Here is a 25,912-nt window from a genome sequence, read left to right as displayed (position 1 = left end):
CTTATCAAAACGCGACAATTCTCTTGGCATCTGGCATGCCACGATTTATGATCGCGGAAACATACAGGCAGGAACGAGACGTTTTCCATGGTTCATGACGTGCAAAAAGTCCGTTCGTTCGAGCACCCCGGCGCCGGGCGGAAGCGGGCCAAGGCGACGCCGAAGGGCCGCCAGGTCGATCCGACCGCCGCGCACGAGATTGAACAGCTGCTCGGCGACCGGTCGCGGCAGCGCGATCTCTTGATCGAACATCTGCATCTGATCCAGGACACGTACCACCAGATTTCCGCAGGCCATCTCGCAGCCCTCGCCGACGAGATGAAGCTGTCGTTTGCCGAAGTGTTCGAGACCGCGACCTTCTACGCGCATTTCGATATCGTGAAGGAAGGCGAGCCGGATATTGCGCCGCTGACCATTCGCGTCTGCGATTCGCTGACCTGCGCGATGCTGGGCGCGGAAAAACTGTTGCATGAATTGCAGGATAGCGCCGGCCCCGGCATTCGCGTGGTGCGCGCGCCCTGCGTCGGTCGCTGCGACACCGCGCCCGCGGCTGAAGTCGGCCATCACTTTGTCGACCATGCCACGACTGCAAGCGTGCTGGCCGCCGCGAAGGGCGGCGAGACCCATGCGCATCTGCCTGAGTATGTTGGCTACGACGCCTATGTCGCTGGGGGCGGTTACGCGCTGCTCAATCGGCTGCGCTCTGGCGCGCTTTCCAAGGAAGATTTGCTCAAATCGCTCGACGACGCCTCGCTGCGCGGCCTCGGCGGCGCCGGCTTCCCGACGGGGCGCAAATGGCGCGCGGTGCTCGGCGAGCCCGGCCCGCGGCTGATGGCAATCAATGGCGACGAGGGCGAGCCCGGCACCTTCAAGGATCGCTTTTATCTCGAGACCGACCCGCATCGCTTCCTCGAGGGCATGCTGATCGGCGTGCACGTGGTCGAGGCGACCGACGTCTACATCTATCTGCGCGACGAATATCCGGCCTCGCGTGAAATTCTCGAACGCGAGATCGCAAAACTGCCGCCTGGTGGTCCCGTGCTGCATATGCGCCGCGGCGCCGGCGCCTATATCTGCGGCGAGGAATCCTCGCTGCTCGAAAGCATTGAAGGCAAGCGCGGTCTGCCCCGCCACAAGCCGCCATATCCGTTCCAGGTCGGCCTGTTCGGCCTGCCGACGCTGATCAACAACATCGAGACGCTGTGGTGGGTGCGCGACATCGTCGAAAAGGGCGCCGAGTGGTGGAAGGGCAACGGCCGCAACGACCGTCACGGCCTGCGCAGCTATTCGGTGTCGGGCCGCGTCAAGAACCCCGGCATGAAGCTGGCGCCATCAGGCGTCACCGTGCGCGAACTGATCGACGAGTTCTGCGGCGGCATGGCCGACGGACATGCGTTCCACGCCTACCTGCCGGGGGGCGCATCCGGCGGTATCCTGCCAGCGTCGATGGACAACATCCCGCTCGATTTCGGCACGCTGGAGAAATACGGCTGCTTCATCGGCTCGGCCGCGGTCGTGATCCTGTCCGAACACGACAGCGTGCGGGGCGCGGCGCTGAACCTGATGCGCTTCTTCGAGGATGAGAGCTGCGGCCAGTGCACGCCGTGCCGGGTCGGCACCCAGAAGGCGGCGATCCTGATGGAGCGCCCGGTCTGGAACCGCGAATTGCTCGACCAGTTGAGCCAAGCAATGCGCGATGCCTCGATCTGCGGGCTCGGGCAGGCCGCCTCGAATCCCCTGACGTCAGTGATTAAGTATTTTCCGGAAGAATTCGTGCCGAAAGAAGCCGCGGAATGACCAAGATTCAATTCGAACTCGACGGCAAGCAGGTTGAGGCCGTCAATGGCGAGACCATCTGGCAGGTGGCAAAGCGCCAGGGCACGGAAATCCCGCATCTGTGCTATTCGCCCGCGCCGGACTACCGGCCCGATGGCAATTGTCGCGCCTGCATGGTGGAGATCGAGGGCGAGCGCGTGCTGGCGGCGTCCTGCAAGCGCACGCCCACGGTCGGCATGAAGGTGAAATCCGAAAGCGCGCGCGCGGTCGCAGCGCAGAAGATGGTGATGGAACTGCTGGTCGCCGACCAGCCGGCGCGCGAGACTTCGCACGATCCGGATTCGAAGTTCTGGCATTGGGCCGAAAAGGTCGAGGTCACCGAGAGCCGCTTCCCCGCGGCCGAGCGTTGGACAAGCGACGTCAGCCATCCGGCGATGAGCGTCAATCTCGACGCCTGCATCCAGTGCGGCCTCTGCGTGCGTGCCTGCCGCGAAGTGCAGGTCAACGACGTCATCGGCATGGCCTATCGCAGTCACGGGTCGAAAATCGTGTTCGACTTCGATGATCCCATGGGTGAATCGACCTGCGTAGCCTGCGGCGAATGCGTACAGGCGTGCCCGACCGGCGCATTGATGCCGTCGGTGATGCTGGACGAGAACCAGACCCGCGTGACCTATGCGGACAAGGAAGTCGACTCGCTGTGCCCGTTCTGCGGCGTCGGCTGCCAGGTCACCTACCAGGTCAAGGACGAGAAGATCATTTACGCCGAGGGCCGTGACGGCCCGGCCAACCACAACCGGCTCTGCGTCAAGGGCCGCTTCGGCTTCGACTATATCCATCACCCGCATCGCCTGACCAAGCCGCTGGTGCGGCTGCCGAACGCGAAGAAAGATGCCAACGACCAGGTCGATCCGGCCAATCCGTTCACCCATTTCCGCGAAGCCTCCTGGGAAGAGGCGCTGGATATCGCCGCCAACGGCCTCGTGAAGATCCGCGACGAGAAGGGCGTCAAGGCGCTGGCCGGTTTCGGCTCCGCCAAAGGCTCCAACGAAGAGGCTTATCTGTTCCAGAAGCTGGTGCGCACCGGCTTCGGCTCCAACAATGTCGATCACTGTACGCGGCTGTGTCACGCTTCGTCGGTGGCGGCGCTGTTCGAAGGCCTGAGCTCCGGCGCGGTGTCGGCCCCGTTCGCGGCGGCGATGGACGCCGAGGTCATCATCGTGATCGGCGCAAATCCGACCGTCAACCACCCGGTCGCTGCAACCTACATCAAGAACGCGGCGAAGAAGGGCGCCAAGCTCTTTGTCCTGGATCCGCGTCGGCAAACGCTGTCGCGCCACGCGACCAAACATCTGCAGTTCAAGCCCGGCTCCGACGTCGCCATGCTGAATGCGATGATCAACACGATCATCACCGAAGGCCTGACCGACGATCAGTACATCGCGGGCTACACCGAGGGCTTTCAGGAGCTGGAGGAAAAGATCAAGGAGTTCACGCCGGAGAAGATGGAGCCGATCTGCGGCATCCCGGCACAAACCTTGCGCGAGGTGGCGCGGACCTATGCGCGCGCCAAATCGTCGATCATCTTCTGGGGCATGGGCATCAGCCAGCACGTCCACGGCACCGACAATGCCCGCTGTCTGATCGCGCTGGCGCTGATCACCGGACAGGTCGGCCGTCCCGGCACCGGCCTGCATCCGCTGCGCGGCCAGAACAACGTGCAGGGCGCGTCCGACGCCGGCCTGATCCCGATGTTCCTGCCGGACTACCAGCCGGTTTCCCGCGACGACATGCGCGGAAATTTCGAGAAGTTGTGGAACCAGGAGCTCGATCCGGTACGCGGTCTGACCGTGGTGGAGATCATGAACGCGATCCACGCCGGTGAGATCAAGGGCATGTATATCGAGGGCGAAAACCCCGCGATGTCCGATCCCGATCTTCAGCATGCGCGCGGAGCGCTCGCCATGCTCGATCATCTCGTGGTGCAGGACCTCTTCGTCACCGAGACCGCATTCCACGCCGACGTCATCCTGCCGGCCTCGGCCTTTGCGGAAAAGGACGGCTCCTTCACCAACACCGACCGCCGCGTGCAGCTTGCGCGCCAGGTGATCAAGCCGCCAGGCGAGGCGCGGCAGGATCTCTGGATCATCCAGGAGATCGGCAAGCGTATGGGGCTCCCGTGGAATTATGCGGGCCCCGGCGACGTCTACACCGAGATGGCGCAGCTGATGCCGTCGCTCAAGAATATCAGCTGGGAGCGGCTGGTCCGCGAAGGCGCCGTCACCTATCCGGCGGACGATCCGAACAAGCCCGGCAACGAGATCATCTTCACCACGGGTTTCCCGACCGAGAGCGGTCGCGGCAAGATCGTGCCGGCCAAGGTCATTCCGCCGGACGAACTGCCGGACGCCGAATATCCGATGGTACTGTCGACCGGCCGCGTGCTCGAACACTGGCACACCGGTTCGATGACCCGCCGCTCCAGCGTGCTGGACCAGATCGAGCCGGAGGCGGTGGCGTTCATGTCGCCCAAGGACATGCGGCGCCTGAGCGTATGGCCCGGCGATTTCATCAAGCTGGAAACCCGCCGCGGCGTAGTCGAGGTCAAGGTGCGCTCGGACCGCGACGTGCCGGAGAACATGGTGTTCATGCCGTTCTGCTACGCCGAGGCGGCGGCGAACCTGCTGACCAACCCGGCGCTCGATCCGTTCGGCAAGATCCCCGAGTTCAAGTTCTGCGCGGTGCGCGCCGAAAAGGCCGAGCTGCGGACTGCGGCGGAATAGGCTCAAACGCACCTGGCGCGCGTATGCCGTTGCTCAGTTGGGGCCGTTCGCAGCGGCGGCCTGCTGCAAGGACTTGTGTTGCGCGACAATCCCTTCGAGTCGCGCAATGTTTTCCAACAGGCGCTGGCTGGTCAGGACCAGGAAGTAATAGCCGAACTGCGGGTTCTGAAAGTAGATCTCGAGCAGCTTGTCATAAGTGATGGTCAGCACATGACCATCCTCGATGCATTCGATCGTCGCCGTGCGCCGGTTATCGGGCGTGAGGAAACCAAATTCGCCCATTAAACGTCCCGGCGGAAGTTCGACGCTGATTTCCTTGACCAGGAATTTTCCGGTGACGGTCAGCAGCATCTCATGGGCGGCATCGTCTTTTTTGAAGAGAATATCGCCCTTGCGATACTTGCGCTCGGTCATGAACGGCTTGAGCCATTCCAGCGACGTATCGCCCTTCGTTGCGCTGCGGGCCTTCTTCACCAGAACGAGCATCTGTCGGAGACGATACGCATTGATGGGGACCATCAGGAGATACAACAGGAAGGTCGTGACGGATGCCGTGAGCGCGCCGAACAGGGCGAAAAATGCGCAGCCGATCATGTTCGCGACACGCAGCGGCACCATGGTCTGCGTCAGCAAGGTGGCGACGAAGAAGATGGCGCCGACCAGGGCAAACATGTTGGCCAGCGTGATATTGTGGAGAAAAATCTCCAGCAGGCGATTGAACAGCGCGTCGTAGGTGATGTTGTTGGGGTCGAGGCCCAGCTGGACCAGGATTTTCGCTATCCTGAGATTATCCGCGGCCGCGTCGAGAATTCGATCAAATATTGTCACTGGTCTGCACCGCTACACTTCGTTCTAGCCGCTACACACAAGAATACAGGCGGGTTGTACCGCCTCAAAGCCCCGCAGGGAAGCGTGCCAAGGCGCAGGCGCCTTGTCACAAATGATTAAAAGCACGAAAGGTCTGCGACGCGCCGTGCGGGCCGAAAAGGCCGAGCTGGGACCGCGGCGGAGTGAAGCGAGATAATCGTTCAACCGCGACGTGACGGTCGTCGTGCGCGTCCAGCAGAACCGCCGCACATAATCGAGCGCGAGCTAAAAAGCCGCGCAATCTCTCGCTCAGACGCTATGGCCGCGCTTCCTGCACCGGAACGACAAAAACCTGGCCGGGATAAATCAGATTGGGATTGCGGATCTGTTCCCGGTTCGCCTTGTAGATAACGGCGTAGCGCGTGCCCGCTCCGTAGGAGAGTTGACTGATGCGCCAGAGGCTGTCGCCGCGCGAGACGGTGGTGGTGGTGATCTTCGGCACGACCACGGTGGAGGGCGAGCCTTTGTCTGACGGCGAGCCCTTGTCTGGCAGAACGGCGGCCATGGCGGCCGCCAGCTCCGGCGGCTGTGCAGCGGCAACGTCCAGCCGCTTGGTCGCTGCCTGTGGCGGCACGGAGGCCGTGACCAACGTGTCAGGAACGTTGAACGGCACCTCGGCGCGGGCGCGCACCGCGCCGGAATTCTGCTCCACCTCGTCCAGCCTCACGCGGTAGCTGCCGGAGGCGACCCCCTCATTGATCGTGACCGCAAAACGTCCATCCGCGCCAGCGGTTGCCGACGCAATAAAGCTGTCGTTGAGATAAAGCTTCACCGCGGCGCCGGGGCGGGCGCGGCCGCTGACATGGAGCTTGCCGCCTGGCTCGACCTCAACCGTCTCCGCAACCACAGCGCCGGCCATCGGCTTTGGCACAGCCGGCTGCGACAGCACGACGGTGGGTTTGTCGGGCGCCATCAACGCTACGACCGGCCGGTCGGTCGATTTCGGCTCGAGCGCCACCGTCACGCTCTGTTTGGACGAGGTCTGCTTGCCGTCCGGCTCCCTGGTTCGCAGCGTCAGGTCATACGTCCCTGAGGGAAGCCGGGGCGGAACCATGACGAATTGTCCGGATTGATCCGCCACCACACGATCATGTACCTCGCCGTTGCGCAGGAGTTCCACGGCCGCGCCCGGCGTGGCCCGGCCCGCGATAACAGCTTCACCGCTCGGCTCGATGCGGGCAACGTCGAACGACGGCCCGCTGTCCGGCGGCGGGGGTGGTCCGCCCAGCGTGGCCGTCACGGCGTTTGCTTCCGCCAGCGCCGCTGCGAGCGCACCCTGCCTTGGGGCGTCCACTGCCGGCTTCGAGACCGCCGGCGCGGTGATTACAGCCCTGGTATCGACCCGCGGCTCGTGGCTGGTGTAATAGACGGCGAAGATGGCCGCCACGCTACATGCCGCAACCATGGACGGTACGACTACTCGACTCATCGATGTCGCAATCATGATGCTCATCCATCGGCCAAATCGCTGACTCGACAGCATTCTATAGCGTCTTGGGCAAAGTTGGTACCCGTTTGCGTTGATAAAACGGGGTAGGCCGGTCAGCTTACAGCCATCCGGCACGCCGGAATCGCCAGAACAGGCCCGCGCAAACGGTCAGGATCGTGCCGATAATGGCGAAGTAGCCATACTCCCACTCCAGTTCCGGCATGTGCTTGAAGTTCATGCCGTAGATCCCGGCGATCGCGGTCGGGACCGCGATAATGGCAAGCCATGAGGCGAGTTTCTTGGAGACCGCGGTCTCCTGGGCCTGACCGACCAAAAGGCTCGCCTCGAAGGCAAAAGCAAGGACTTCGCGGAGCGAGTCGATCTGTTCCTGGACGGTGCGGACATGGTCCGTGACGTCGCGGAACAGCGGCTGCATGGTGGGGCGGATCATCGGCAGATTGTCATGTTCAAGCCGGCGGCAGACCTCCACCAGGGGTCCCACCGCGTTCCGCAGGCGCAAGAGATCGCGCCGCAACAGATAGAGCCGCTCGATCTGCGCCCGCGTCATCGCGCTCGCGAGCACCTGTTCCTCCATCGCTTCGACTTCTTCCTGGATGGTCTCGAGCACCGGCGAGTAGTTATCGACGATGAAATCGAGGATAGCGTAGAGGATATAATCCTCGCCGCGGGCCAGAGCCCGCGGGCAGCTTTCGCAGCGCGCGCGCACCGGCGCGTAGGACGTCGAGGCGCCGTGGCGAACGGAGACGAGATATCCTTCGCCGACGAACAGATGGGTTTCGCCGAACGCGATGCTGTCGCCGACGAGTTGCGCGGTGCGTGCCACGATGAACAGGCCGTCGCCATATTGTTCGATCTTCGGCCGCTGGTGGGCGTTGTTCGCATCTTCAATGGCAAGATCATGCAACTGGAACTGCTGCTGCACGCTCGTCAGGATCGTCATGTCTGGTTCGTGCAGCCCGATCCAGACCACATGGCCGGGCTTGCTGCGCCAGCTCGAGGATTCCTCGATGGCGATATTGGCGACCCGCCGGCCGTCGACATAGGCCCCGGCCGCGACCACACCTTCGGAAGCAACGGGATCGCTCGGCATGTCCGCTTGCGGCGCTATGTTCATAGTTTCCATCCCTCAATGATCGCAGCTGAAACCTGCGCCGACGCCGTGTTCTCGGCAAGGCTAGCTACCGGGGAATTTGTCGTCAAATGTATGTTCGGCCTCACATGTCGTTATCGTTGATGCCGGTCAGACCAAACGCAGATGTCGTAGCAGATTCTTGCGCACGGGTCGTTCGGCCGTTCTCAATGGCTGACGCGCGAAAGGAAGACCGCAGCCTTCAGGACGATGACGCCGGCGATCGCGACAGCTATCAGCAGGGGACCAATCGCGCGAAGGCAGATCAGCTTGAGCATCGCAAGGTTCGCGGTGGTGGTTGGGGCACGGCGTCCCGACCGATGGGAAGCCGGTTTGAACCGGCTGCCGGGATGCGTCAGCATGGTCATGTCATCACTCCTTCTGAAGATCGGATGTGCGGGTGAAGCTGTCGCGGCGACATGCACCGCGCGCCTGGGCGGCTACCCATGTCGAGCTCGATTTCGCAGGCCAGTTCGACGATCGTTTCGGGATGGTGGCCGTTCTCGAACAACGCGTATTTGATGGCCTGTGCGCGATTGACGAACAGGCCGCCATAGAGGCCGTTTTGTTCCTGGGCAACCCAATGGCCGCGGCGGTTTCTGCCGATGAAGACGATTGCGGATGGCGAGCGGCACGATGGAGGTTCGATGAGCTTCACGTTGGTATTCTTTCATTTTGGCGAGCTGTGTATTCCTGGCTCGTTCAGCCGAAATTGTCGCTCAGGACCGGCTCATAGAGCGCGCCGGCATCGCTGCGCACGGCAGGGACGCTGGGCCGGCGCAACGGCACGCTGAGGCGCTGCGCCTCGACGAACGCGCTCAGGATCGCCAGCGCCAGATCGGCGTGCCGGCCCTCGGCCGATTGATCGAGCCAGTCCGGCAGTTCGCGTTCGCGCGACAGAGCGCAATGCCATTCGCCTTCGTCATAGGCGATGCGGCGGAGCTGCCATTGCGGCAATTCCAGATCGATCAGCGCCAGCGCGGCATCGGTCCATGCGGCGGATTGAATCAGCCGCTCAATGCGGGCGGTCTTGCCGCTCTGGCTCACGGACGGAAAGCGCCGGCAGGTCTGGTCGACGATGTCGGAGAGGAATTCAGCGGTCACGGCATAGGCATTGCGCAGCCGGTCGCCGGGTTCTGTGGGGTTCTGGGATTCTGCAAGAATGAACATGGTGTGATCTCACTCGTGGGGCGACTGCCACCGCAGCCGTGTGCCCAAGGTGGTCCAGTCGCCATTTGAAAACGAGATGCGGCGAGGGACGAAGAAATAGGGATTTCATAAATGGGTGATGTTGGCACGCTCTCTCCCCCCGTCGTCCCGGCGTAGGCCGGGACCCATAGCCACCGTCGGAAATTTTGCGAAGGGTCTCTGCCGTCCTGCTTCATCGATAGCGCAACGCGGTATGGGTCCCGGCTCAAGGCCGGGACGACGTGAGGATGGAGCGCCGGGACCACGGGCACTTATGAGATTCCTATAACGTCGCCATTGCCCCCATCTCGAAAACCTATGCGCAAGGTGGCACTTCAGCCATCCAAAGCGAGGCCGTCCATTCGGCCCGCGGCTCATTTCGCACAGGAACATCCCATGCTGGACATTGTCATGCTGGCGCTAGGCGCAGGCTTCTTCCTGGCAGGCGTCGGCTACGCCTATGCCTGCGAACGGTTGTGAGGGGAGAGGACCATGATTTTCGATTATTCGCTCGCCGGGCTCGTGTCGCTGGCTCTGCTGTTCTACCTGACCTACGCGCTGCTGCGGCCGGAACGCTTCTGAGGACGCCATGATCACGCTGGTCCAAGTCGTCCTGGCGTTTGTTTTTACCTCGGCGCTGCTGATTGCGCTCATTCACCTGCTGCTGCCCGCAAAGAGATTCTGAAGGATTGTAGACCATGACCGTCATCGGCTGGATTCAAATTTTCCTTTACTGCGCCATCGTGGTCGCGCTGGTCAAACCGCTCGGCTGGTACATGACCCGCGTCTTCAGCGGCGAGTCCACCTTTCTGTCGCCCGTGCTGCGGCCGGTCGAGCGCGGGCTTTACTGGATCGGCGGCGTCGATGAGAAGCGCGAGCAGCATTGGCTGACCTATACGGTCGCGATGCTGCTGTTCCACGTTGGCGGCTTCCTTATCATTTATGGACTGATGCGGCTGCAGGCGCTGTTGCCGTTCAATCCGCAGGATCAATCCGCGGTCGCCCCGGATCTGTCGTTCAACACCGCGATCTCCTTCATCACCAACACCAACTGGCAGAACTACGGCGGCGAAAGCACGCTGTCCTATCTCGTGCAGATGCTGGGCCTGACGCACCAGAACTTCCTGTCGGCGGCGACAGGTATCGCGCTCGCGGTGGCGCTGATCCGCGGCTTCTCGCGTTCCTCGATGCGCACCATCGGCAATTTCTGGGTCGACGTCACGCGCTGCACCCTTTATGTGCTGCTGCCGATCTGCGTGGTCTACACGCTGTTCCTGGTCTGGCAGGGCATGCCGCAGACGTTAGGGGCCTATGTCGACGCCACCACGCTGGAAGGCGCCAGGCAGACCATCGCGGTCGGCCCGGTCGCCTCGCAGGTCGCGATCAAGATGCTGGGCACCAATGGCGGCGGCTTCTTCAACGCCAACGCCGCGCACCCGTTCGAGAACCCCACCGCGCTGTCGAACTTCGTGCAGATGATCTCGATCTTCGCGCTCGGCGCCGCGCTCACCAACGTGTTCGGCCGCATGGTCGGCGACCAGCGGCAGGGCTGGGCGATCCTCGGCGTCATGGGCGTGCTGTTCCTCGCGGGCGTCGCCATCACCTATTGGGCCGAGGCCAACGGTACGTCGACGCTCAGTGCGCTCGGGCTCTCCGGCGGCAACATGGAAGGCAAGGAAGTCCGTTTCGGCATCGTGGCCTCCAGCCTGTTCGCGGTGATCACCACGGCGGCCTCCTGCGGCGCGGTCAATGCCATGCATGACTCGTTCACCGCGCTCGGCGGCATGATCCCGCTGATCAACATGCAGCTCGGCGAGATCATCGTCGGCGGCGTCGGCGCCGGCCTCTATGGCATGCTGCTGTTCGTCGTGCTGGCGATCTTCGTCGCCGGCCTGATGGTCGGCCGCACGCCGGAATATGTCGGCAAGAAGATCGAGGCGCGCGAGGTCAAGATGGCGATGCTCGCGATCCTGGTGCTGCCGTTGATGTATCTCGGCTGGACTGCGGTCGCCGTGGTGTTTCCGCCGGCGGTGGCGTCGATGGCCAATGCCGGGCCGCATGGCTTCACCGAGGTGCTTTATGCCTTCACCTCGGCGACCGGCAACAACGGCTCGGCGTTCGGCGGCCTGACCGGCAACACCTTCTTCTACAATCTGACGCTGGCAAGTTCGATGTTCGTCGGCCGCTTCTTCATGATCGTTCCGGCGATGGCCATCGCGGGCTCGCTGGCGGCCAAGAAGTCGATCCCGCCGTCGGCTGGCACGCTGCCGACCACCGGTGGCCTGTTCGTCGGCCTCGTCGTCGGCGTGATCCTGATCATCGGCGGTCTCACCTTCTTCCCGGCGCTGGCGCTCGGGCCGATCGTCGAGCACCTCGCCATGAATGCCAACAACCTGTTCTGATCGATCCCTCTTCGGAGTTACGTCCATGGAAACCACAAGACTGCAGAAAAAGGGTACGGCCTCGGCGATATCAGACCCGAAGATCCTGCTCCCGGCGATCAGGTCGTCGTTCGTCAAGCTCGACCCGCGGCTGATGATCAAGAGCCCGGTGATGTTCGTGGTCGAGATTGTCGCGGCGCTGACCACAATCATATTTTTGCGTGACCTCGTCACCGGCGGTGCAAACCTCGGCTTCACGTTCCAGATCATTCTCTGGCTGTGGTTCACGGTGCTGTTCGCCAATTTTGCGGAAGCGGTCGCGGAAGGCCGCGGCAAGGCGCAGGCCGAATCGCTGAAGAAGACCCGCACCGAAAGCCAGGCCAAGCTGCTGACGGGTTCGGACAAGACTTTTCGCCTGGTGCCCGGCACCGCGCTGAAAGTCGGCGATATCGTTCTGGTCGAAGCCGGCGACAACATTCCGTCCGACGGCGAAGTGATCGAAGGCGTCGCTTCCGTCAACGAGGCCGCGATCACAGGTGAATCCGCGCCCGTGATCCGCGAGTCCGGCGGCGACCGTTCGGCGGTGACCGGCGGCACCCAGGTGCTGTCGGACTGGATCCGCGTCCGTATCACCGCGGCGCAAGGCTCGACCTTCATCGACCGCATGATCAGGCTGGTGGAAGGTGCCGAGCGGCAGAAGACGCCGAACGAGATCGCGCTCAACATCCTGCTTGCGGGCCTCACCATCATCTTCGTATTTGCGACGGTGACGATCCCGAGCTATGCCGCCTATGCCGGCGGCTCGATTTCCGTGGTGGTGCTGGTGGCGCTGTTCGTGACGCTGATCCCGACCACGATCGGCGCGTTGCTGTCGGCGATCGGCATCGCCGGCATGGACCGGCTGGTGCGCTTCAACGTGCTGGCGATGTCCGGCCGCGCGGTCGAGGCCGCCGGCGACGTCGACACGCTGCTGCTCGACAAGACCGGCACCATTACCCTCGGCAACCGCCAGGCAACGGCTTTTCGCCCGGTCCGCGGCGTGACCGAGCAGGAATTGGCGGATGCGGCGCAACTGGCTTCGCTGGCCGACGAGACTCCGGAGGGCCGCTCCATCGTGGTGCTGGCCAAGGAAAAATACAACATTCGAAGCCGCGACATGAAGGAGCTCGCCGCGACATTCGTGCCCTTTACCGCGCAAACCCGGATGAGCGGCATCGATGCCGGCACCTCGTCTGTCCGCAAGGGCGCGGTAGAGGCGATTCTCAATTACATCGGTGGCGGCACCGCGCAGACCATGGCCAGCGGCAACGCGGTTCGTGCGATCCAGCCGACTATAGGTACGGAAGCGGCCCGCGAACTCCAGGCCATCGCCGACGAAATCGCCAAGGCCGGCGGCACGCCGCTTGCCGTCGCCAGGAACGGCCGCCTGCTCGGCGTCATCCACCTCAAGGATATCGTCAAGGGCGGCATCCGCGAGCGCTTTGCTGAACTCCGCCGTATGGGAATCCGCACCGTGATGATCACCGGTGACAATCCGATGACCGCAGCCGCGATCGCGGCCGAGGCCGGCGTCGATGATTTCCTCGCCCAGGCAACGCCTGAGGACAAGCTGAAGCTGATCCGCGACGAGCAGGCCAAGGGCAAGCTGGTGGCGATGTGCGGCGACGGCACCAATGACGCGCCCGCTCTCGCTCAGGCCGATGTCGGCGTCGCCATGAACACCGGCACCCAGGCCGCGCGCGAGGCCGGCAACATGGTCGATCTCGATTCCAACCCGACAAAACTGATCGAGGTGGTCGAGATCGGCAAGCAGCTGCTGATGACGCGCGGCGCGCTGACCACGTTCTCGATCGCCAACGACGTCGCGAAGTATTTCGCCATCATCCCGGCGATGTTCCTCGCGTTCTATCCGCAGCTCGGGGTGCTCAACGTCATGCACCTGGCGAGCCCGCAGAGCGCGATCCTGTCGGCGATCATCTTCAACGCGCTTGTCATCATCGCGTTGATTCCGCTGGCGCTGAAAGGCGTCGCCTACCGTGCCGTCGGGGCCGGCGCGCTGCTGCGCCGCAACCTGCTGATCTACGGCCTCGGCGGCATCATCATTCCCTTTATCGGCATCAAGGCCATCGACCTCGTGGTCGCTGCCTTGAACCTGGCTTAACACTCACTGTCATTCCGGGGCGCGCGCAGCGCGAACCCGGAATCTCGAGATTCCGGGTTCGATGCGTTGCATCGCCCCGGAATGACGGAAGAAAAGGAGACCAATCATGCTTCGAGAAATTCGTCCCGCCATCATCCTGCTGCTCTTGCTGACCGCCATCACAGGCCTCGCCTATCCGCTCGCGATGACCGCGATTGCCGGCGTGATCTTTCCGAGGCAGGCGCAAGGCAGCCTGATCGAGAAGGACGGCAAGGTGATCGGCTCGGCCCTGATCGGGCAGGAGTTCAAGGAAGACAAATATTTCCATGGCCGGCCCTCGGCGACCTCGGCGCCGGACCCGGCCGATTCCAGCAAGACGGTATCGGCACCCTATAATGCGGCCAATTCGGGCGGCTCCAATCTCGGCCCGACCAGCAAGGCTTTGGCCGACCGGATCAAGGAGGATGTCGACAAGCTGAAGGCGGAAAATCCCTCCGCCGCGGTGCCCGTTGATCTCGTCACCACCTCTGCCAGCGGCCTCGACCCCGACATCTCGCCGGAAGCCGCGCTGTTCCAGGTACCTCGGGTGGCCAAGGCTCGAAAAATGCCGGAAGAGCGTATTCGCCAGCTGGTCACGGAGCACAGCCAGGGCCGCATGGCTGGATTGCTCGGCGAGGTCAGGGTTAACGTTCTGGCGCTGAATCTGGCGCTGGATGCCGCCGCAGCCAAATGACGGGAGCTAGGCCGCGCCGGATGAGTTGACTATATTGCCGCATGGCTAATCAGCGCCAAGATCATGAAAAACGACCCTCGCCGGACGCGCTGCTGGAGGCCGCGCGGCGCGAGAATGATCGGGCCGGGAAGCTCAAGATATTTGTCGGCGCAGCCCCCGGCGTCGGCAAGACCTATGAGATGCTGCAAAGCGCCCATGCCAGGACGAAGGCCGGGATAGACGTCGTGGTCGGCGTGGTCGAGACCCATGGCCGGGCGGAGACCGAGGCGCTGCTGGCGGGCCTTGAAGTCATTCCGCGCAAGAAGCTGGAGTACAAGGACCAGATCCTCGACGAGATGGACCTCGACGCCCTGATCGCGCGGCGTCCGCAGATCGCCCTGGTCGATGAGCTCGCGCACACCAACGCGCCGGGCAGCCGCCACCCCAAGCGCTACCTCGACGTCGAGGAGCTATTGTCCCACGGCATCGATGTCTATACGGCAGTCAACATCCAGCACATCGAGAGCCTCAATGACGTGGTCGCGCAGATCACGCATGTGCGGGTGCGCGAGACCGTGCCGGACAAGGTGTTCGACCGCGCCGACGCCATCGAACTGATCGACCTCACACCCGACGACCTGATCCAGCGGCTGAAGGAGGGCAAGGTCTACGTCCCCAAGCAGGCCGAACGCGCGCTCGAACACTATTTCTCACCGGGCAATTTGACTGCGTTGCGCGAACTGGCGTTGCGACGCACCGCCGAACGGGTCGATGAGCAACTCCTGACCCACATGCAGGCCAACGCGATCGCCGGGCCCTGGGCCGCAGGCGAGCGTGTTCTTGTCTGCATCAGCGAGGACCCGCGATCGGCGGGGCTGGTGCGCTACACCAAGCGGCTGGCCGACCGGCTGCACGCGCAATGGACGGCGATCAGCATCGAGACCCGGCGCAGCCTGCAGCTGACCGACGAGCAGCGCGACCGGCTCGCCGATACGATGCGGCTCGCCGAAGCGCTCGGTGGCGAGGCTATCACCATTCCCGGCGTCGGGCGGCGCATCGCCGACGACGTGGTCCAGTTCGCGCAAGCCAACAATGTGACCCAGATCATCATCGGCAAGTCGACGCGTTCGCTGTGGTTTGAACTCACGCGCGGCTCGGTCGTGCACGATCTGGTGCGCCGCGCCGGCAATATCACCGTCAACGTCATCGCCGGCGAGGAACTCGCGGCCAAACCCGTTCCGAAGAATACGGTGCGCACGGCCGAACGGCAGGAGCCGTTCGATCCGCTGCCCTATGTTGTGTCCCTGCTGTTCGTCGTCATTGCACTCGGTACTGGCCTGCTGGTTCATCCGCGGCTGGGCATCGAAAACGTCGACCTCGTATTCCTGACCGCCGTGGTCGGGGCCGCCGTCCGTTACGGGCTGTTGCCGTCGATATTTGCAAGCGTGGTGGGCTCGCTTTGCTACAATTTCTTCTTCCTGCCGCCGCTCTATAACTTCACGATCACCGAGCCGACCAATATCGCCGCCTTCTTCTTCTTTATGCTGATTGCGATCCTCGTTTCCAATGTCGCGGCGCGGGTACGCACGCAGGCTGTGACTGCGATGGGCCGGGTTCGCACCACGGAATCGCTCTACGCCTTCAGCCGCAAGCTCGCGGGCACCGCGACCCTCGACGACGTGTTGTGGGCGACCGCCTATCAGGCGGCCTTGATGTTGAAGGTGCGGGTGGTGCTGTTGTTGCCGGAGGACGGCATCATTACCGTCAAGGCCGGCTATCCGCCCGAAGATCAACTGGACAAGGCTGATCTCGCCGCCGCGAACTGGGCATGGGGCAACGACCGGGCCGCGGGGCGCGGCGCCGATACGCTGCCGGGCGCCAAGCGCCTGTTCCTGCCGATGCGAACCGGACGCGGACCGATCGGCGTCATCGGCATCGATGACGACAAGACCGGGCCGCTGCTCACCCCGGATCAGCGCCGCTTGCTGGATGCCTTGATGGATCAGGGCGCGCTGGCGATCGAGCGCGTGTTGCTGGTGGAGGATATGGACCGCGTCAAACGCACGGTGGAGTCGGATCGTCTGCGCTCGGCGCTGTTGACCTCGATCTCGCACGACCTCAAGACGCCGCTGGCCTCGGTGCTCGGCGCCGCAAGCGCGATACGGGACCTTGACAGCGGCCTGAGCGACACCGAAAAACGCGACCTGCTGGCAACCGTGATCGACGAGTCCGAACGGCTCAACCGCTTCATCGCCAATCTTCTCGACATGACAAAGCTGGAATCCGGCGCCGTGGTGCCGAACACGGCGTTGCATGATATCGGCGAGATCGTCGGCAGCGTGCTTCGGCGCGCCAGCAAGATTCTTGGAGGCCACAAGGTTTCGCTTGAGCTTGCCGCCGACTTGCCGATGCTGCAGCTTGACGCGGTGCTGTTCGAACAGGTGCTCTTTAATCTGCTGGACAACGCGGCGAAATATGCGCCGGCCAATACCACGATTTCGATCAGGAGTTCGCGGGAAAGGGATTGGGTATCCCTGCAAATCATTGACGAAGGCGATGGCATAACGCCCGAGGAGCTGGATATGATATTCGACAAGTTCCATCGCGCGCAAAAGGGCGATCATGTCCGCCCGGGCACCGGCCTCGGCCTGGCGATTTCGCGCGGCTTCGTCGAGGCGATGCATGGCACGATCTCGGCCGCCAACCGGCTTGACCGGAGCGGCGCGGTATTGACCATTCGCCTGCCGATCCCGGCGGCGTCCAACTCTCTGGATACAGCCGCATGAACGCCGCGCCCATCAAAGTCCTGGTCATCGATGACGAGCCGCCGATCCGCAAGCTGCTGCGGATGGGGCTGAGCACGCAAGGCTATGACATCCTCGAGGCCTCCAACGGCAAGATTGCGCTGGAAAAGCTGGCCGAGGGACCGGCGCTGATCATCCTCGATCTCGGCCTGCCCGACATCCAGGGCCACGAATTGTTGCGCATGATCCGTGGCCGCAACGAGAGCGTTCCGATCGTGGTGCTGTCGAGCCGCGGCGACGAGGTCGGCAAGGTGCAGGCGCTCGACCTTGGCGCCGACGACTACCTGACCAAGCCGTTCGGGATGGATGAGTTGCTGGCGCGGATGCGGGCGGCGCTGCGCCACCAGTTGCAGGTGCAGGGCGAGCGGCCGGTATTCCGATCGGGCGATCTTTCGGTCGATCTTGTGCGCCGGATCGTCAAGGTGGGTGACAAGGATGTCAAATTGTCACCCAAGGAGTATGAATTGCTGCGCGTGCTGGTGCAGCATGCCGGCAAGGTGCTGACCCACCGATTCCTGCTGAAGGAGCTGTGGGATGAGTTGACCGACGCGCAATATCTCCGCGTCTATGTGCGGCAGCTCCGACAGAAGATCGAGGCGGATCCGGAGCGCCCGCAATTCGTTCTGACTGAAACCGGAATAGGCTATCGGCTGCGCGCGCCGGATTAGAGCATGATCCGGAAAAGTGGGTACCGGTTTTCCGATGAGATCATGCACAAACAAAGAGTTAGAGAGGGATGAGGAAACGAAGAGAAGTCATCCCGCTCTAACGCGGCGATCCGCCCGGAGTTACGATGAAGATTTCCGATCTGCTATCGCCAACCGACGTCATGATCGACGTTCGGGCCTCGCAGAAGGGGCCGCTGTTGCAGGAATTGGCGGCCATGGCCGCCGCCAATCTCGGCTTGGCGGTCGATCAGGTCACGTCGCATCTCCTGAAGCGGGAAGAACTGGGATCAACGGGGACCGGCAATGGCATCGCCATTCCTCACGCCCGGCTGACGGGCTTGAAGCGGCCCTATGGGCTGCTTGCAAAGCTGAAGCAGGGCATCGAATTTGATGCCATCGACGGACGGGCGGTGGACGTGGTGTTCGTCCTGCTGTTGCCTGCGGCAGTGGAGAGCGAAGCGCTCACAGCTTTGGCGCTGGTAGCCCGGACGTTGAGATCGCCGGATACGCTCGCGCGACTGCGGGCCGCGAAGACCTCAGCCGAACTCCATGCCGCGGTGGCCTGAGGGTTGCGGGCCGGAACCTTCGTGCAATGCGACGATTATTTTCCCGGACACCGGGAGGTAATCCATGGCACGAAAATATTCCAGGAAGGCTTCGGCCGACGTCAAGCGCGCAATGAAGAAACGCAAGGCTGGCACCTTGAAGAGTGGCCGCTCCGGCAGGACGGTGAAGAGCAAGAAGCAGGCGATCGCGATCGGACTTTCCGAGGCGCGCGCCAAGGGCAAGAAGGTGCCGAAGAAGGCCAGGAAGACAGCCAAGAAGCGGAAGACGTCGAAGAAGCGGAAGGCGAAGAAGTAGGCGTTCTACACCGTCATTGCGAGCGAAGCGAAGCAATCCATGGCGCGGCAGAGCAACTGTGGATTGCTTCGTCGCTACGCTCCTCGCAATGACGGAGGGATTGAGGGCTACCCCGCCTTGCGGGCCCGCGCGGCCGACCGGTGCGCCTTCTTCGCCGCGCGCCGTTGCGGCGCGCGGCGCGAGGCCGGCGCGCTCGCCCGCCGCTTGGTGGCTGCCTTGCCTTTCAGGCTCTGCTTCAGGGCGTCCATCAGGTTGATGACGTTATCCGCCTTCTCCTCGCGCGGGGCGGCCTTCAGCGGCTTGCCGGAGGCCTTGCGGCGGACCAGCGCCTTCAGCGCGTTTTCGTACTCGTCCTTGAACTTGGACGGATCGAAATGCGCCGCCTTGGTATCGAGGATGTGGCTGGCGAGTTCGATCATGTCTTTCGATATTTTGGGGCTCTTGATGTCGTCGAAATAGCTGTCCTCGTCGCGCAGCTCGTAGGGGTAGCGCAGCGTGGTGCCGAGCAGGCCCTTGCCGAGCGGTTCGATCGCGATGACGTGTTCGCGGTTGGTGAGCACGATGCGCGCCAGTGCGACGCGGTCCTGGTCCTTCATGGCGTCGCGGATCACGGCAAAGGCGTCGATACCGGCCTTGCCGTCGGGTACGATATAATAGGGGTTGTTGAGATAGCGCTTGTCGATCTCGTCTCGGGGCACGAAGCTGTCGATGTCGATGGTGTGATTGCTCTCGATCTGGACCGCCTCCAGCTCCTCTTTCTCGACCTCGACATACTCACCCTTCTTCAACTCGTAGCCGCGGCCCTTCTGGTCGCTCTCGACGACATCGCCGGTCTCGCTATCGACCATCTGCTGCTTCAGCCGGTTGCCGGTCTCCTTGTTGATCATGTGGAAGCGGGTTTTCTCGGCCGAGGTCGAGGCCGGATACAGCGCAATCGGGCATGACACGAGGGAAAGCTTCAGCGAGCCTTTCCAATAGGCGCGAGGGGCCATTACAATCTCCGGCGAGGGTTTGGTTTCGGACCTTCAACGGATGGTGTGGGTTTTGGTTCCTGTTGCGGCCGTCCGTGGTAGCGGTCGTTGCACGAAGAGCAGGTAGCCCGGATGAGCGCAGCGACATCCGGGACCACGCGAAGACTCTCTCCGTCATTCCGGGGCGCGCGTAGCGCGAGCCCGGAATCCATCAGGCCGCCCGATGGATTCCGGGCTCGATGCTGCGCATCGCCCCGGAATGACGGAGAGAGGTGCGGCAAAATAACCCGACGGGCAAATAAGTTCTGAATTACGGAAATCGTGTCAAGCAGAAAATTTCCGTAAATCAAAAATAGTTCTGTTGTCGGCCGACCCAAATCAGTGCGCATCTATCGCCATCCCGTCCCACTCAGAGGGCGTCGGCCGTCGTCACGGACGTTGGACGGGTTGCGATGGACGCTGGTTTACGCCTCGACGATGGCGTGGATAAGCGTACGGCAAAACCGTGTGGTCCTGGCACCCGTTGCAGGTGTCAAGCTGTCGGGTAGGCGAGAGCTGAACGGCAGCGACGGAGTCAACCAAGAACTCGTCTCCGGGGAGATCACGGCATAAGCCGTAAAGCCATTGCGCAGGGAAGGCCGGGTGTTCTCCGCTGCCCTGTATGCTCGTGTGCAGCCTACTTAGTGCTAACCGCACACGGGACCGCGGGTGCAGCGCGCACCCGGTCTTCGCTGCGCCCTCTTGATGAGAGGGCGCGGAAGTTTCTGGCAAAGCTCGGGCGCCATGCGTCGCGAGGACGCGCAGCCACGTTTGGACCTCGGTGCGACAACAAGCAACGCTGTCGTCCCGGCGAACGCCGGGACCCATAACCACAGGAAGAAGTTTGGCGAACGGTCTCTGTTACCGAGGCTCTATCGAGAAATCACGCGGTATGGGTCCCGGCGTTCGCCGGGACGACGCGTGGAGGGTGCGTTGCCCCCTAATTCAACACCCGCTTGTTATCCGGGCTATCCAGCGAAAATGTCGGCACGTCGATCTCGAATTTCTCGCCGCTTTCGTTGACCATCTGATAGCGCCCGGTCATGAAGCCGGACGCGGTGGGGAGCGGCACGCCGGAGGTGTATTCGAAGCGTTCGCCGGGGGCCAGCACCGGCTGCTCGCCGACCACGCCTTCGCCGCGGACTTCCTGCTTGCGGCCGGTGGCGTCGGTGATGATCCAGTGCCGCGTCCGCAGCTGCACCGTCTCATTGCCCGAATTGGTGATGACGATGGTGTAGGACCAGAAATACTGGCCCTTCGCGACCGACGGGTGCTCCGGCATGAAGTTCGGTTCGACGGTGACTTCGATCTGACGGGTGACGGCGCGATACATGAATAAAAGCTTCCAGAATCCTGTGCCGCATCATAGCGAAGAAAGCCGATGGAACCAATCGCGGGGCCGGCCGGCAGGGGCGGGGCGTCCACGCTATTCCATCCTTGTTTCAACACAGTTTCGCCCTAAGGCGCACCCGCGCGGTCCGGATCGCCGTATCTGGCTTGTCTTGCGTGCTTGGGGGGCCGATATTGTGCCCTCGTGCCGTGCAATTTGCGTCAGATTCGCTGCCAAAACGGTGCCCGATGTCGTCCATTGCCGATCAAATTGCCGGACCATCCGTGAGTAACGCCGCGGTAGCCTCCGCGCCGGCGATCACGCTGCCGGCGGCCGGCGAGCGCGAATTGCGGCTCGATCTGTTTCGCGGGCTGGCGCTGTGGCTGATCTTCATCGATCATTTGCCGGCGAACATCCTGACCTGGTTCACGATCCGCAATTACGGCTTTTCCGACGCCACCGAGATCTTCATCTTCATCTCCGGCTATACCGCGGCGTTCGTCTATGGCCGCGCCATGCTGGAATCCGGCTTCGTGATCGCCACCGCCCGCATCATGCGGCGGGTCTGGCAGATCTACGTGGCGCATGTGTTCCTGTTCACGATCTTCCTGGCGGAGATTTCCTACGTCGCCACCAATTTCAACAACCCGCTGTATTCGGAAGAAATGGGGATCATGGATTTCCTCAAGCAGCCGGATGTCACGATCATCCAGGCCTTGCTGCTGAGATTCCGTCCCGTCAACATGGACGTGCTGCCGCTCTATATCGTGCTGATGCTGTTCCTGCCCCTCATCCTGTGGCTGATGAAGTGGCGGCCCGACGTCTCGCTGGCGCTGTCGGTGGCGCTCTACGCGGCGACCTGGCAGTTCGATCTGTATTTGTCGGCCTATCCGAACGGATTCTGGGCCTTCAATCCGTTCGCATGGCAATTGCTGTTCGTGTTCGGCGCCTGGTGCGCGCTCGGCGGCGCCGAGCGGATGTCGGCGATCCTCTCCTCGCGGATCACCATGTGGATCTGCATTGCCTATCTGCTGGCCGCCTTCTTCGTCACGCTGACCTGGCACATCCCGCAACTGAGCCGCTTCATGCCGAAGCTGATCGAGCAGTGGATGTACCCGATCACCAAGACCGATCTGGATGTACTGCGGTTCGCGCACTTCCTGGCGCTGGCGGCGATCACCGTCCGCTTCCTGCACAAGGACTGGCCAGGGCTGAAATCGCCCTGGCTGCGACCATTGATCCTGTGCGGGCAGCATTCGCTTGAGATATTCTGCCTCGGCGTCTTCCTCGCCTTTGCCGGGCATTTCGTGCTGGCCGAAATCTCCGGTGGAGCGGGGCTGCATTTCCTGATCAGCCTCGCCGGGGTACTCATCATGTCCGGCATGGCGTGGGTCATTTCGTGGTACAAGCATTCCGCCGACAAGAATGCCTCGAAGAAAAAGGGCGCTGTTGGCAACGCCGATATGGCGGGAGGGGGCTGATGAAGTCCAACCCGGTGATGATCCTGGGGCTGACCTTGATTGCCGGCTTGCTGGCCGTGGCTCCCGTGCGCGCCGAGGATGCCCCTGCCAATTGCGAGGTTCCGGCCTATCTGCTGACGTCCGAGAGTAAGTTGCCCAAGGTCGAGACGGCCATTGCCGGCGACCGCCGGCTGGAAATTCTGGTGGTGGGCAGCCGGTCGTCGAGCATCCCGTCGTCCGAAGCCAGCGCCTATCCCGGCCGGCTGCAGGCGATGTTGAAGGAGGCGCTGCCGAAAGTCGCCGTGAACGTATCCGTAGAACTACAGGTCAAGAAGACGGCCGAAGAGGTCGCTGGCGGACTTGTTAAGCTGGTCGAGCTAAAGAAGCCTACTTTGGTTATCTGGCAGACCGGCACCTACGATGCTATCCGATCGATCGATCCCGATGATTTCCGCGCCGGTGTCGAAGAGGGCGTTGCTGCGTTGCAGAAGGCGGGGGTCGACGTGATCCTGATGAATCTTCAATACAGCCCGCGCACTGAAACGATGATTTCCGCGCCGCCCTACCTGGATAATATCCGTGTGGTGGCGCAGCAGCACGACATTCCCTTGTTCGACCGCTTCGCCATGATGCGGCACTGGAGCGACGCCGGAGATTTCGACCTGTCCACCACGTCGCATGGCCCTGACCTGGCCAAGCGGGTGCACGATTGCCTTGGCCGCGCGCTGTCGAAATTCGTGATCGACGCGGCGCATGTGAACCCGGCCCAGCAGAATTGAGGAACTAGCGTAAATGAGTCGTTACTGCCCTTTTTTGCCGTCGACATCGCTGGCAGCGTTCGCCATCGCGGCGATGGTGCTACTGATGCCGGCGTCCGTTTTGCCGGTGCAGGCGCAGGCGACCCAGACCGCCCAGCAGGCGACGCTGTCCGACACGGCCAAAACTGAAGCCGCCAAGCCGCCGGCGGCGTCGACCACGGGTGCGGGCAGCGTGGCGGCCGCCGAGCCGTCCGGTCCGGCGGCGCAGAGGAGCGTTACCGGCAAGGCGATCGACAAGGCCAAAGAGGTCGCGAAATCGGCCGCCGACATCTTCAGCCGTGTTCCCTGCCTGCCGCCGAAGGGTGGCGCCAAAAAGATGGGATCGCTGCCGCGTGTCGCGGGCAAGCTGGCCGCGGGCGAGCCGGTGGTGATCATCGCGTTCGGATCGTCGTCGACCGCGGGCTTCGGCGCGACCTCGCCGGAATTCAACTATCCCAACCGCCTCGCAGCGCAGCTGCACCGGCAATATCCGACCGCCGACATCACCGTGATCAATCGCGGCCAGGGCGGCGAGGACGCGCCTGAAATGATGAAGCGCCTGCAGACCTCGGTCATCGACATGCATCCGGACCTGGTGATCTGGCAGGTCGGCACCAATGCCGTGCTGCGCAATCTCGATCCGGCTGAGACCATCAAGCTGGTGGAAGACGGTGTCGCGCGCATTCAGGCGACCGGCGCCGATCTGGTGCTGATCGATCCGCAATATTCGCCGCGCGTCAACGAACGCGCGGAGAGCGCGGGCAAGATGATCAATTTGCTCAACAAGGTCGCCGAACTGCGCAAGGTCGGCATCTTCCCGCGCTTCGAGGTGATGCGCGACTGGCACGAGAAGCAGGCGATCCCGATGGACAATTTCGTCATCGCCGACGGCCTGCACATGAGCGACTGGGGCTACGCCTGCTTCGCGCAGCTGCTCGGCGACGACATCATCCGCTCGGTCGGCCAGATCAAGCTCGGCGTCAACGTGCCGTCGAACGTGCGGACGTACCGGCCGATGTAGCCGTGTTGCCGTTACACACCGCCGTCGTCCCGGCGAAGGCCGGGACCCATACGCCGCGGCCGTGCGGCTAAAAGGCAGTGGTCGACGACTTCCTTAACTCACACGACCCTGTGGTTATGGGTCCCGGCTCAAGGCCGGGACGACGATGGTGTTGGTGGCAAGCACCTCACGCCTTCTCCAGCGCGGCCTCGAAATCCTCGATCAGGTCATCCGCATGCTCGAGCCCGGCGGAGAAGCGAATGAAGCCCTCGCTGATGCCGAGTTCGGCGCGCGCCTCCGGCGTCAGACGCTGATGCGTCGTGGTCGGCGGATGGGTGACGAGGCTCTTGGCGTCGCCGAGATTGTTCGAGATCCGCGAGATCTGCAGCGCGTTGAGGCAGCGGAACGCGGCCTGCTTGCCGCCCTTGACCTCGAAGCCGACCAGGGTCGAGCCGGCGCGCATCTGCCGCTTCACCAGTTCGGCCTGCGGATGATCGGCACGGCCGGGATAGATCAGCCGCGAAATCTTCGGATGCTTCGCCAGCGCATCGGCCACCTTGCCCGCGGTCTCGGTCTGCGCGCGTACACGTACCGCCAGCGTCTCCAGTCCCTTGAGCAGCACCCAGGCGTTGAACGGCGACATCGACGGGCCGGTATGGCGCATGAAGTTATGAAGGTGCTCGGCGACGAACGCTTCCGAGGCCAGGATGATGCCGCCGAGGCAGCGGCCCTGGCCGTCGATGTGCTTGGTGGCGGAGTAGACAACGACGTCGGCGCCGAGCGTCAGCGGGCTCTGCCAGATCGGCGTGGCGAACACATTGTCCACGATCAACCGTGCGCCGCCACTGTGCGCGATCTCGGCAATCGCCGGGATGTCGAGCACGTCGAGCGTCGGATTGGTCGGGCTCTCCAGGAAGAAGGACTTGGTGTTCGGCCGCAACGCGCGCTGCCATTGGTCGAGATCAAGACCGTCGACCAGCGTCGTCTCGATCCCGTAGCGCGGCAAGAGATCCTGCACCACGTAAAGGCAGGAGCCGAACAGGGCTTTCGAAGCGACCACGTGGTCGCCGGCCCGGAGCGGTGCGAGGATCGCGGTCGCCACCGCGGCCATGCCGGTCGCGGTCGAGCGCGCGGCTTCCGCGCCCTCGAGTTGGATCATGCGGCGCTCGAACATCTCAATCGTCGGATTGGAATAGCGCGAATAGATAAAGCCGGGCTCCTCGCCCTTGAACCTGGCCTCGCACTGCTCCGCGCTGTCGTAGACGTAGCCTTGGGTGAGGAACAGCGCCTCGGACGTCTCGCCGAACTGCGAGCGTAGCGTGCCGCCATGGACAAGGCGGGTTTCGGGACGATAGCGGGTGGTAGACTTAGCCTCAGGCATGTGACCTCCGTCGTGACCACCATTGAAAATGGTCACAAAAAACCGGCCTGGAAAAATTTCCACAGGCCGGGATCACACGTGTCCCCGGCCTGTTTAGCGACTTATTTAACGTGGCTGCAAGCCGGCCGGCTCAAATCACCACGGGATAAGTCATGCTGATATTCCCTCGCGCCCT

Annotated in this window: 22 protein-coding genes and 1 riboswitch; of the genes, 13 read left to right on the top strand and 9 right to left on the bottom strand. The window is 62.9% G+C overall.

All coding sequences use genetic code 11. The features are described from left to right. Positions 1–87: 87 nt before the first annotated feature. Together JQ629_RS06020 and fdhF are read left to right on the top strand one after the other, a co-directional pair. Entirely contained in the window at positions 88–1,797 is a 1,710-nt protein-coding gene (locus tag JQ629_RS06020; protein WP_212411831.1) for an NADH-ubiquinone oxidoreductase-F iron-sulfur binding region domain-containing protein, read from the top strand. Next, positions 1,794–4,559 (top strand): formate dehydrogenase subunit alpha, encoded by a 2,766-nt coding sequence (gene fdhF / locus JQ629_RS06015; RefSeq protein ID WP_212411829.1) that lies wholly within the window; start codon positions 1,794–1,796, stop codon positions 4,557–4,559. The genes JQ629_RS06020 and fdhF overlap by 4 nt, the downstream gene beginning before the upstream one ends. Before the next feature lie 33 nt (positions 4,560–4,592). On the opposite strand, the gene JQ629_RS06010 is transcribed toward fdhF, so the two are convergent. From JQ629_RS06010 to JQ629_RS05985, 6 genes are all read right to left on the bottom strand, one after another. Beyond that, positions 4,593–5,387: a Crp/Fnr family transcriptional regulator gene (locus JQ629_RS06010; RefSeq protein WP_212266087.1), complete on the bottom strand. Its 795-nt coding sequence runs from the start codon at positions 5,385–5,387 to the stop codon at positions 4,593–4,595. Between the two features lie 295 nt (positions 5,388–5,682). Next, positions 5,683–6,813 (bottom strand): Ig-like domain-containing protein, encoded by a 1,131-nt coding sequence (locus JQ629_RS06005; protein WP_349631213.1) that lies wholly within the window; start codon positions 6,811–6,813, stop codon positions 5,683–5,685. A 160-nt stretch (positions 6,814–6,973) separates the two neighbouring features. Continuing rightward, positions 6,974–7,990 carry a magnesium and cobalt transport protein CorA gene (locus JQ629_RS06000; RefSeq protein ID WP_212266089.1) on the bottom strand — a complete coding sequence of 339 codons (1,017 nt, stop codon included), beginning with the start codon at positions 7,988–7,990 and terminating at the stop codon, positions 6,974–6,976. A 182-nt stretch (positions 7,991–8,172) separates the two neighbouring features. Then, positions 8,173–8,373 (bottom strand): hypothetical protein, encoded by a 201-nt coding sequence (locus JQ629_RS05995; protein ID WP_212411826.1) that lies wholly within the window; start codon positions 8,371–8,373, stop codon positions 8,173–8,175. Then, positions 8,370–8,663 carry a hypothetical protein gene (locus JQ629_RS05990; RefSeq protein WP_349631212.1) on the bottom strand — a complete coding sequence of 98 codons (294 nt, stop codon included), beginning with the start codon at positions 8,661–8,663 and terminating at the stop codon, positions 8,370–8,372. The genes JQ629_RS05995 and JQ629_RS05990 overlap by 4 nt, the downstream gene beginning before the upstream one ends. Before the next feature lie 44 nt (positions 8,664–8,707). Then, positions 8,708–9,175: a hypothetical protein gene (locus tag JQ629_RS05985; protein ID WP_212411825.1), complete on the bottom strand. Its 468-nt coding sequence runs from the start codon at positions 9,173–9,175 to the stop codon at positions 8,708–8,710. A gap of 510 nt (positions 9,176–9,685) precedes the next feature. Between JQ629_RS05985 and JQ629_RS05980 the strand changes: the two genes are divergently transcribed. The 8 genes from JQ629_RS05980 (at position 9,686) to JQ629_RS05945 (ending at position 18,759) form a co-directional block, all read left to right on the top strand. Then, positions 9,686–9,775, top strand: coding sequence for a K(+)-transporting ATPase subunit F (locus JQ629_RS05980; protein ID WP_212266093.1), 90 nt, complete (start codon positions 9,686–9,688; stop codon positions 9,773–9,775). Positions 9,776–9,891: 116 nt separating this feature from the next. Beyond that, positions 9,892–11,595, top strand: a complete 1,704-nt coding sequence (kdpA, locus tag JQ629_RS05975; RefSeq protein ID WP_212411824.1) for a potassium-transporting ATPase subunit KdpA — start codon at positions 9,892–9,894, stop codon at positions 11,593–11,595. A gap of 25 nt (positions 11,596–11,620) precedes the next feature. Beyond that, positions 11,621–13,735: a potassium-transporting ATPase subunit KdpB gene (gene kdpB, locus JQ629_RS05970; RefSeq protein WP_212411823.1), complete on the top strand. Its 2,115-nt coding sequence runs from the start codon at positions 11,621–11,623 to the stop codon at positions 13,733–13,735. Positions 13,736–13,841: 106 nt separating this feature from the next. After that, a complete protein-coding gene (locus tag JQ629_RS05965) occupies positions 13,842–14,447 on the top strand; it encodes a K(+)-transporting ATPase subunit C (RefSeq protein WP_212411822.1) in 606 nt (201 codons plus the stop codon). A gap of 41 nt (positions 14,448–14,488) precedes the next feature. Next, positions 14,489–17,212 (top strand): DUF4118 domain-containing protein, encoded by a 2,724-nt coding sequence (locus JQ629_RS05960; protein ID WP_212411821.1) that lies wholly within the window; start codon positions 14,489–14,491, stop codon positions 17,210–17,212. After that, positions 17,209–17,898, top strand: coding sequence for a response regulator (locus JQ629_RS05955; RefSeq protein ID WP_212411819.1), 690 nt, complete (start codon positions 17,209–17,211; stop codon positions 17,896–17,898). The genes JQ629_RS05960 and JQ629_RS05955 overlap by 4 nt, the downstream gene beginning before the upstream one ends. Before the next feature lie 125 nt (positions 17,899–18,023). Next, positions 18,024–18,464, top strand: a complete 441-nt coding sequence (locus JQ629_RS05950) for a PTS sugar transporter subunit IIA (protein ID WP_212266099.1) — start codon at positions 18,024–18,026, stop codon at positions 18,462–18,464. A gap of 64 nt (positions 18,465–18,528) precedes the next feature. After that, positions 18,529–18,759, top strand: coding sequence for a DUF6496 domain-containing protein (locus JQ629_RS05945; RefSeq protein WP_212266100.1), 231 nt, complete (start codon positions 18,529–18,531; stop codon positions 18,757–18,759). A 107-nt stretch (positions 18,760–18,866) separates the two neighbouring features. Here JQ629_RS05945 and ku read toward each other — a convergent pair whose 3' ends face one another. Further along, on the bottom strand, positions 18,867–19,751 hold the full coding sequence (gene ku / locus JQ629_RS05940; RefSeq protein ID WP_212411817.1) for a non-homologous end joining protein Ku: 885 nt from the start codon (positions 19,749–19,751) through the stop codon (positions 18,867–18,869). 958 nt (positions 19,752–20,709) lie between these two features. Then, entirely contained in the window at positions 20,710–21,102 is a 393-nt protein-coding gene (gene apaG / locus JQ629_RS05935) for a Co2+/Mg2+ efflux facilitator ApaG/CorD (RefSeq protein WP_212411815.1), read from the bottom strand. 245 nt (positions 21,103–21,347) lie between these two features. Here apaG and JQ629_RS05930 point away from each other — a divergent pair, with 245 nt between their 5' ends. Genes JQ629_RS05930 through JQ629_RS05920 form a run of 3 tightly spaced genes read left to right on the top strand, consistent with a single transcriptional unit; the run spans position 21,348 to position 24,377 of the window. Beyond that, a complete protein-coding gene (locus JQ629_RS05930) occupies positions 21,348–22,580 on the top strand; it encodes an OpgC domain-containing protein (protein WP_212411813.1) in 1,233 nt (410 codons plus the stop codon). Next, a complete protein-coding gene (locus tag JQ629_RS05925) occupies positions 22,580–23,338 on the top strand; it encodes an SGNH/GDSL hydrolase family protein (RefSeq protein WP_212411812.1) in 759 nt (252 codons plus the stop codon). The genes JQ629_RS05930 and JQ629_RS05925 overlap by 1 nt, the downstream gene beginning before the upstream one ends. A 13-nt stretch (positions 23,339–23,351) precedes the next feature. Beyond that, complete coding sequence (locus tag JQ629_RS05920) at positions 23,352–24,377, top strand: SGNH/GDSL hydrolase family protein (RefSeq protein ID WP_212411811.1); 1,026 nt, start codon at positions 23,352–23,354, stop codon at positions 24,375–24,377. 166 nt (positions 24,378–24,543) lie between these two features. Here JQ629_RS05920 and JQ629_RS05915 read toward each other — a convergent pair whose 3' ends face one another. Further along, the gene (locus JQ629_RS05915; protein WP_212265332.1) at positions 24,544–25,737 is read right to left on the bottom strand and encodes an O-succinylhomoserine sulfhydrylase; all 1,194 of its coding nucleotides are present in this window, start codon (positions 25,735–25,737) and stop codon (positions 24,544–24,546) included. A gap of 72 nt (positions 25,738–25,809) precedes the next feature. After that, a riboswitch (SAM riboswitch) is annotated at positions 25,810–25,889 on the bottom strand. Positions 25,890–25,912: the final 23 nt, after the last annotated feature.

The organism is Bradyrhizobium sp. AUGA SZCCT0222 (assembly GCF_018130205.1).
Classification (GTDB): Bacteria; Pseudomonadota; Alphaproteobacteria; order Rhizobiales; family Xanthobacteraceae; genus Bradyrhizobium.
This window is presented reverse-complemented; position numbering and strand designations above follow the sequence as displayed.

What these genes read in the sequence shown, in the direction of transcription:
- JQ629_RS05950 (WP_212266099.1), top strand. Translation starts at nt 18,024, where the DNA reads ATGAAGATTTCCGATCTGCTATCGCCAACCGACGTCATGATCGACGTT.
- JQ629_RS05920 (WP_212411811.1), top strand. Translation starts at nt 23,352, where the DNA reads ATGAGTCGTTACTGCCCTTTTTTGCCGTCGACATCGCTGGCAGCGTTC.
- ku (WP_212411817.1), bottom strand. Translation starts at nt 19,751, where the DNA reads ATGGCCCCTCGCGCCTATTGGAAAGGCTCGCTGAAGCTTTCCCTCGTG.
- kdpB (WP_212411823.1), top strand. Translation starts at nt 11,621, where the DNA reads ATGGAAACCACAAGACTGCAGAAAAAGGGTACGGCCTCGGCGATATCA.
- JQ629_RS06000 (WP_212266089.1), bottom strand. Translation starts at nt 7,990, where the DNA reads ATGAACATAGCGCCGCAAGCGGACATGCCGAGCGATCCCGTTGCTTCC.
- JQ629_RS05965 (WP_212411822.1), top strand. Translation starts at nt 13,842, where the DNA reads ATGCTTCGAGAAATTCGTCCCGCCATCATCCTGCTGCTCTTGCTGACC.
- JQ629_RS05915 (WP_212265332.1), bottom strand. Translation starts at nt 25,737, where the DNA reads ATGCCTGAGGCTAAGTCTACCACCCGCTATCGTCCCGAAACCCGCCTT.
- JQ629_RS05960 (WP_212411821.1), top strand. Translation starts at nt 14,489, where the DNA reads ATGGCTAATCAGCGCCAAGATCATGAAAAACGACCCTCGCCGGACGCG.
- apaG (WP_212411815.1), bottom strand. Translation starts at nt 21,102, where the DNA reads ATGTATCGCGCCGTCACCCGTCAGATCGAAGTCACCGTCGAACCGAAC.
- JQ629_RS05925 (WP_212411812.1), top strand. Translation starts at nt 22,580, where the DNA reads ATGAAGTCCAACCCGGTGATGATCCTGGGGCTGACCTTGATTGCCGGC.
- fdhF (WP_212411829.1), top strand. Translation starts at nt 1,794, where the DNA reads ATGACCAAGATTCAATTCGAACTCGACGGCAAGCAGGTTGAGGCCGTC.
- JQ629_RS05945 (WP_212266100.1), top strand. Translation starts at nt 18,529, where the DNA reads ATGGCACGAAAATATTCCAGGAAGGCTTCGGCCGACGTCAAGCGCGCA.
- JQ629_RS05995 (WP_212411826.1), bottom strand. Translation starts at nt 8,373, where the DNA reads ATGACCATGCTGACGCATCCCGGCAGCCGGTTCAAACCGGCTTCCCAT.
- JQ629_RS06020 (WP_212411831.1), top strand. Translation starts at nt 88, where the DNA reads ATGGTTCATGACGTGCAAAAAGTCCGTTCGTTCGAGCACCCCGGCGCC.
- kdpA (WP_212411824.1), top strand. Translation starts at nt 9,892, where the DNA reads ATGACCGTCATCGGCTGGATTCAAATTTTCCTTTACTGCGCCATCGTG.
- JQ629_RS05955 (WP_212411819.1), top strand. Translation starts at nt 17,209, where the DNA reads ATGAACGCCGCGCCCATCAAAGTCCTGGTCATCGATGACGAGCCGCCG.
- JQ629_RS05980 (WP_212266093.1), top strand. Translation starts at nt 9,686, where the DNA reads ATGATTTTCGATTATTCGCTCGCCGGGCTCGTGTCGCTGGCTCTGCTG.
- JQ629_RS05985 (WP_212411825.1), bottom strand. Translation starts at nt 9,175, where the DNA reads ATGTTCATTCTTGCAGAATCCCAGAACCCCACAGAACCCGGCGACCGG.
- JQ629_RS05930 (WP_212411813.1), top strand. Translation starts at nt 21,348, where the DNA reads ATGTCGTCCATTGCCGATCAAATTGCCGGACCATCCGTGAGTAACGCC.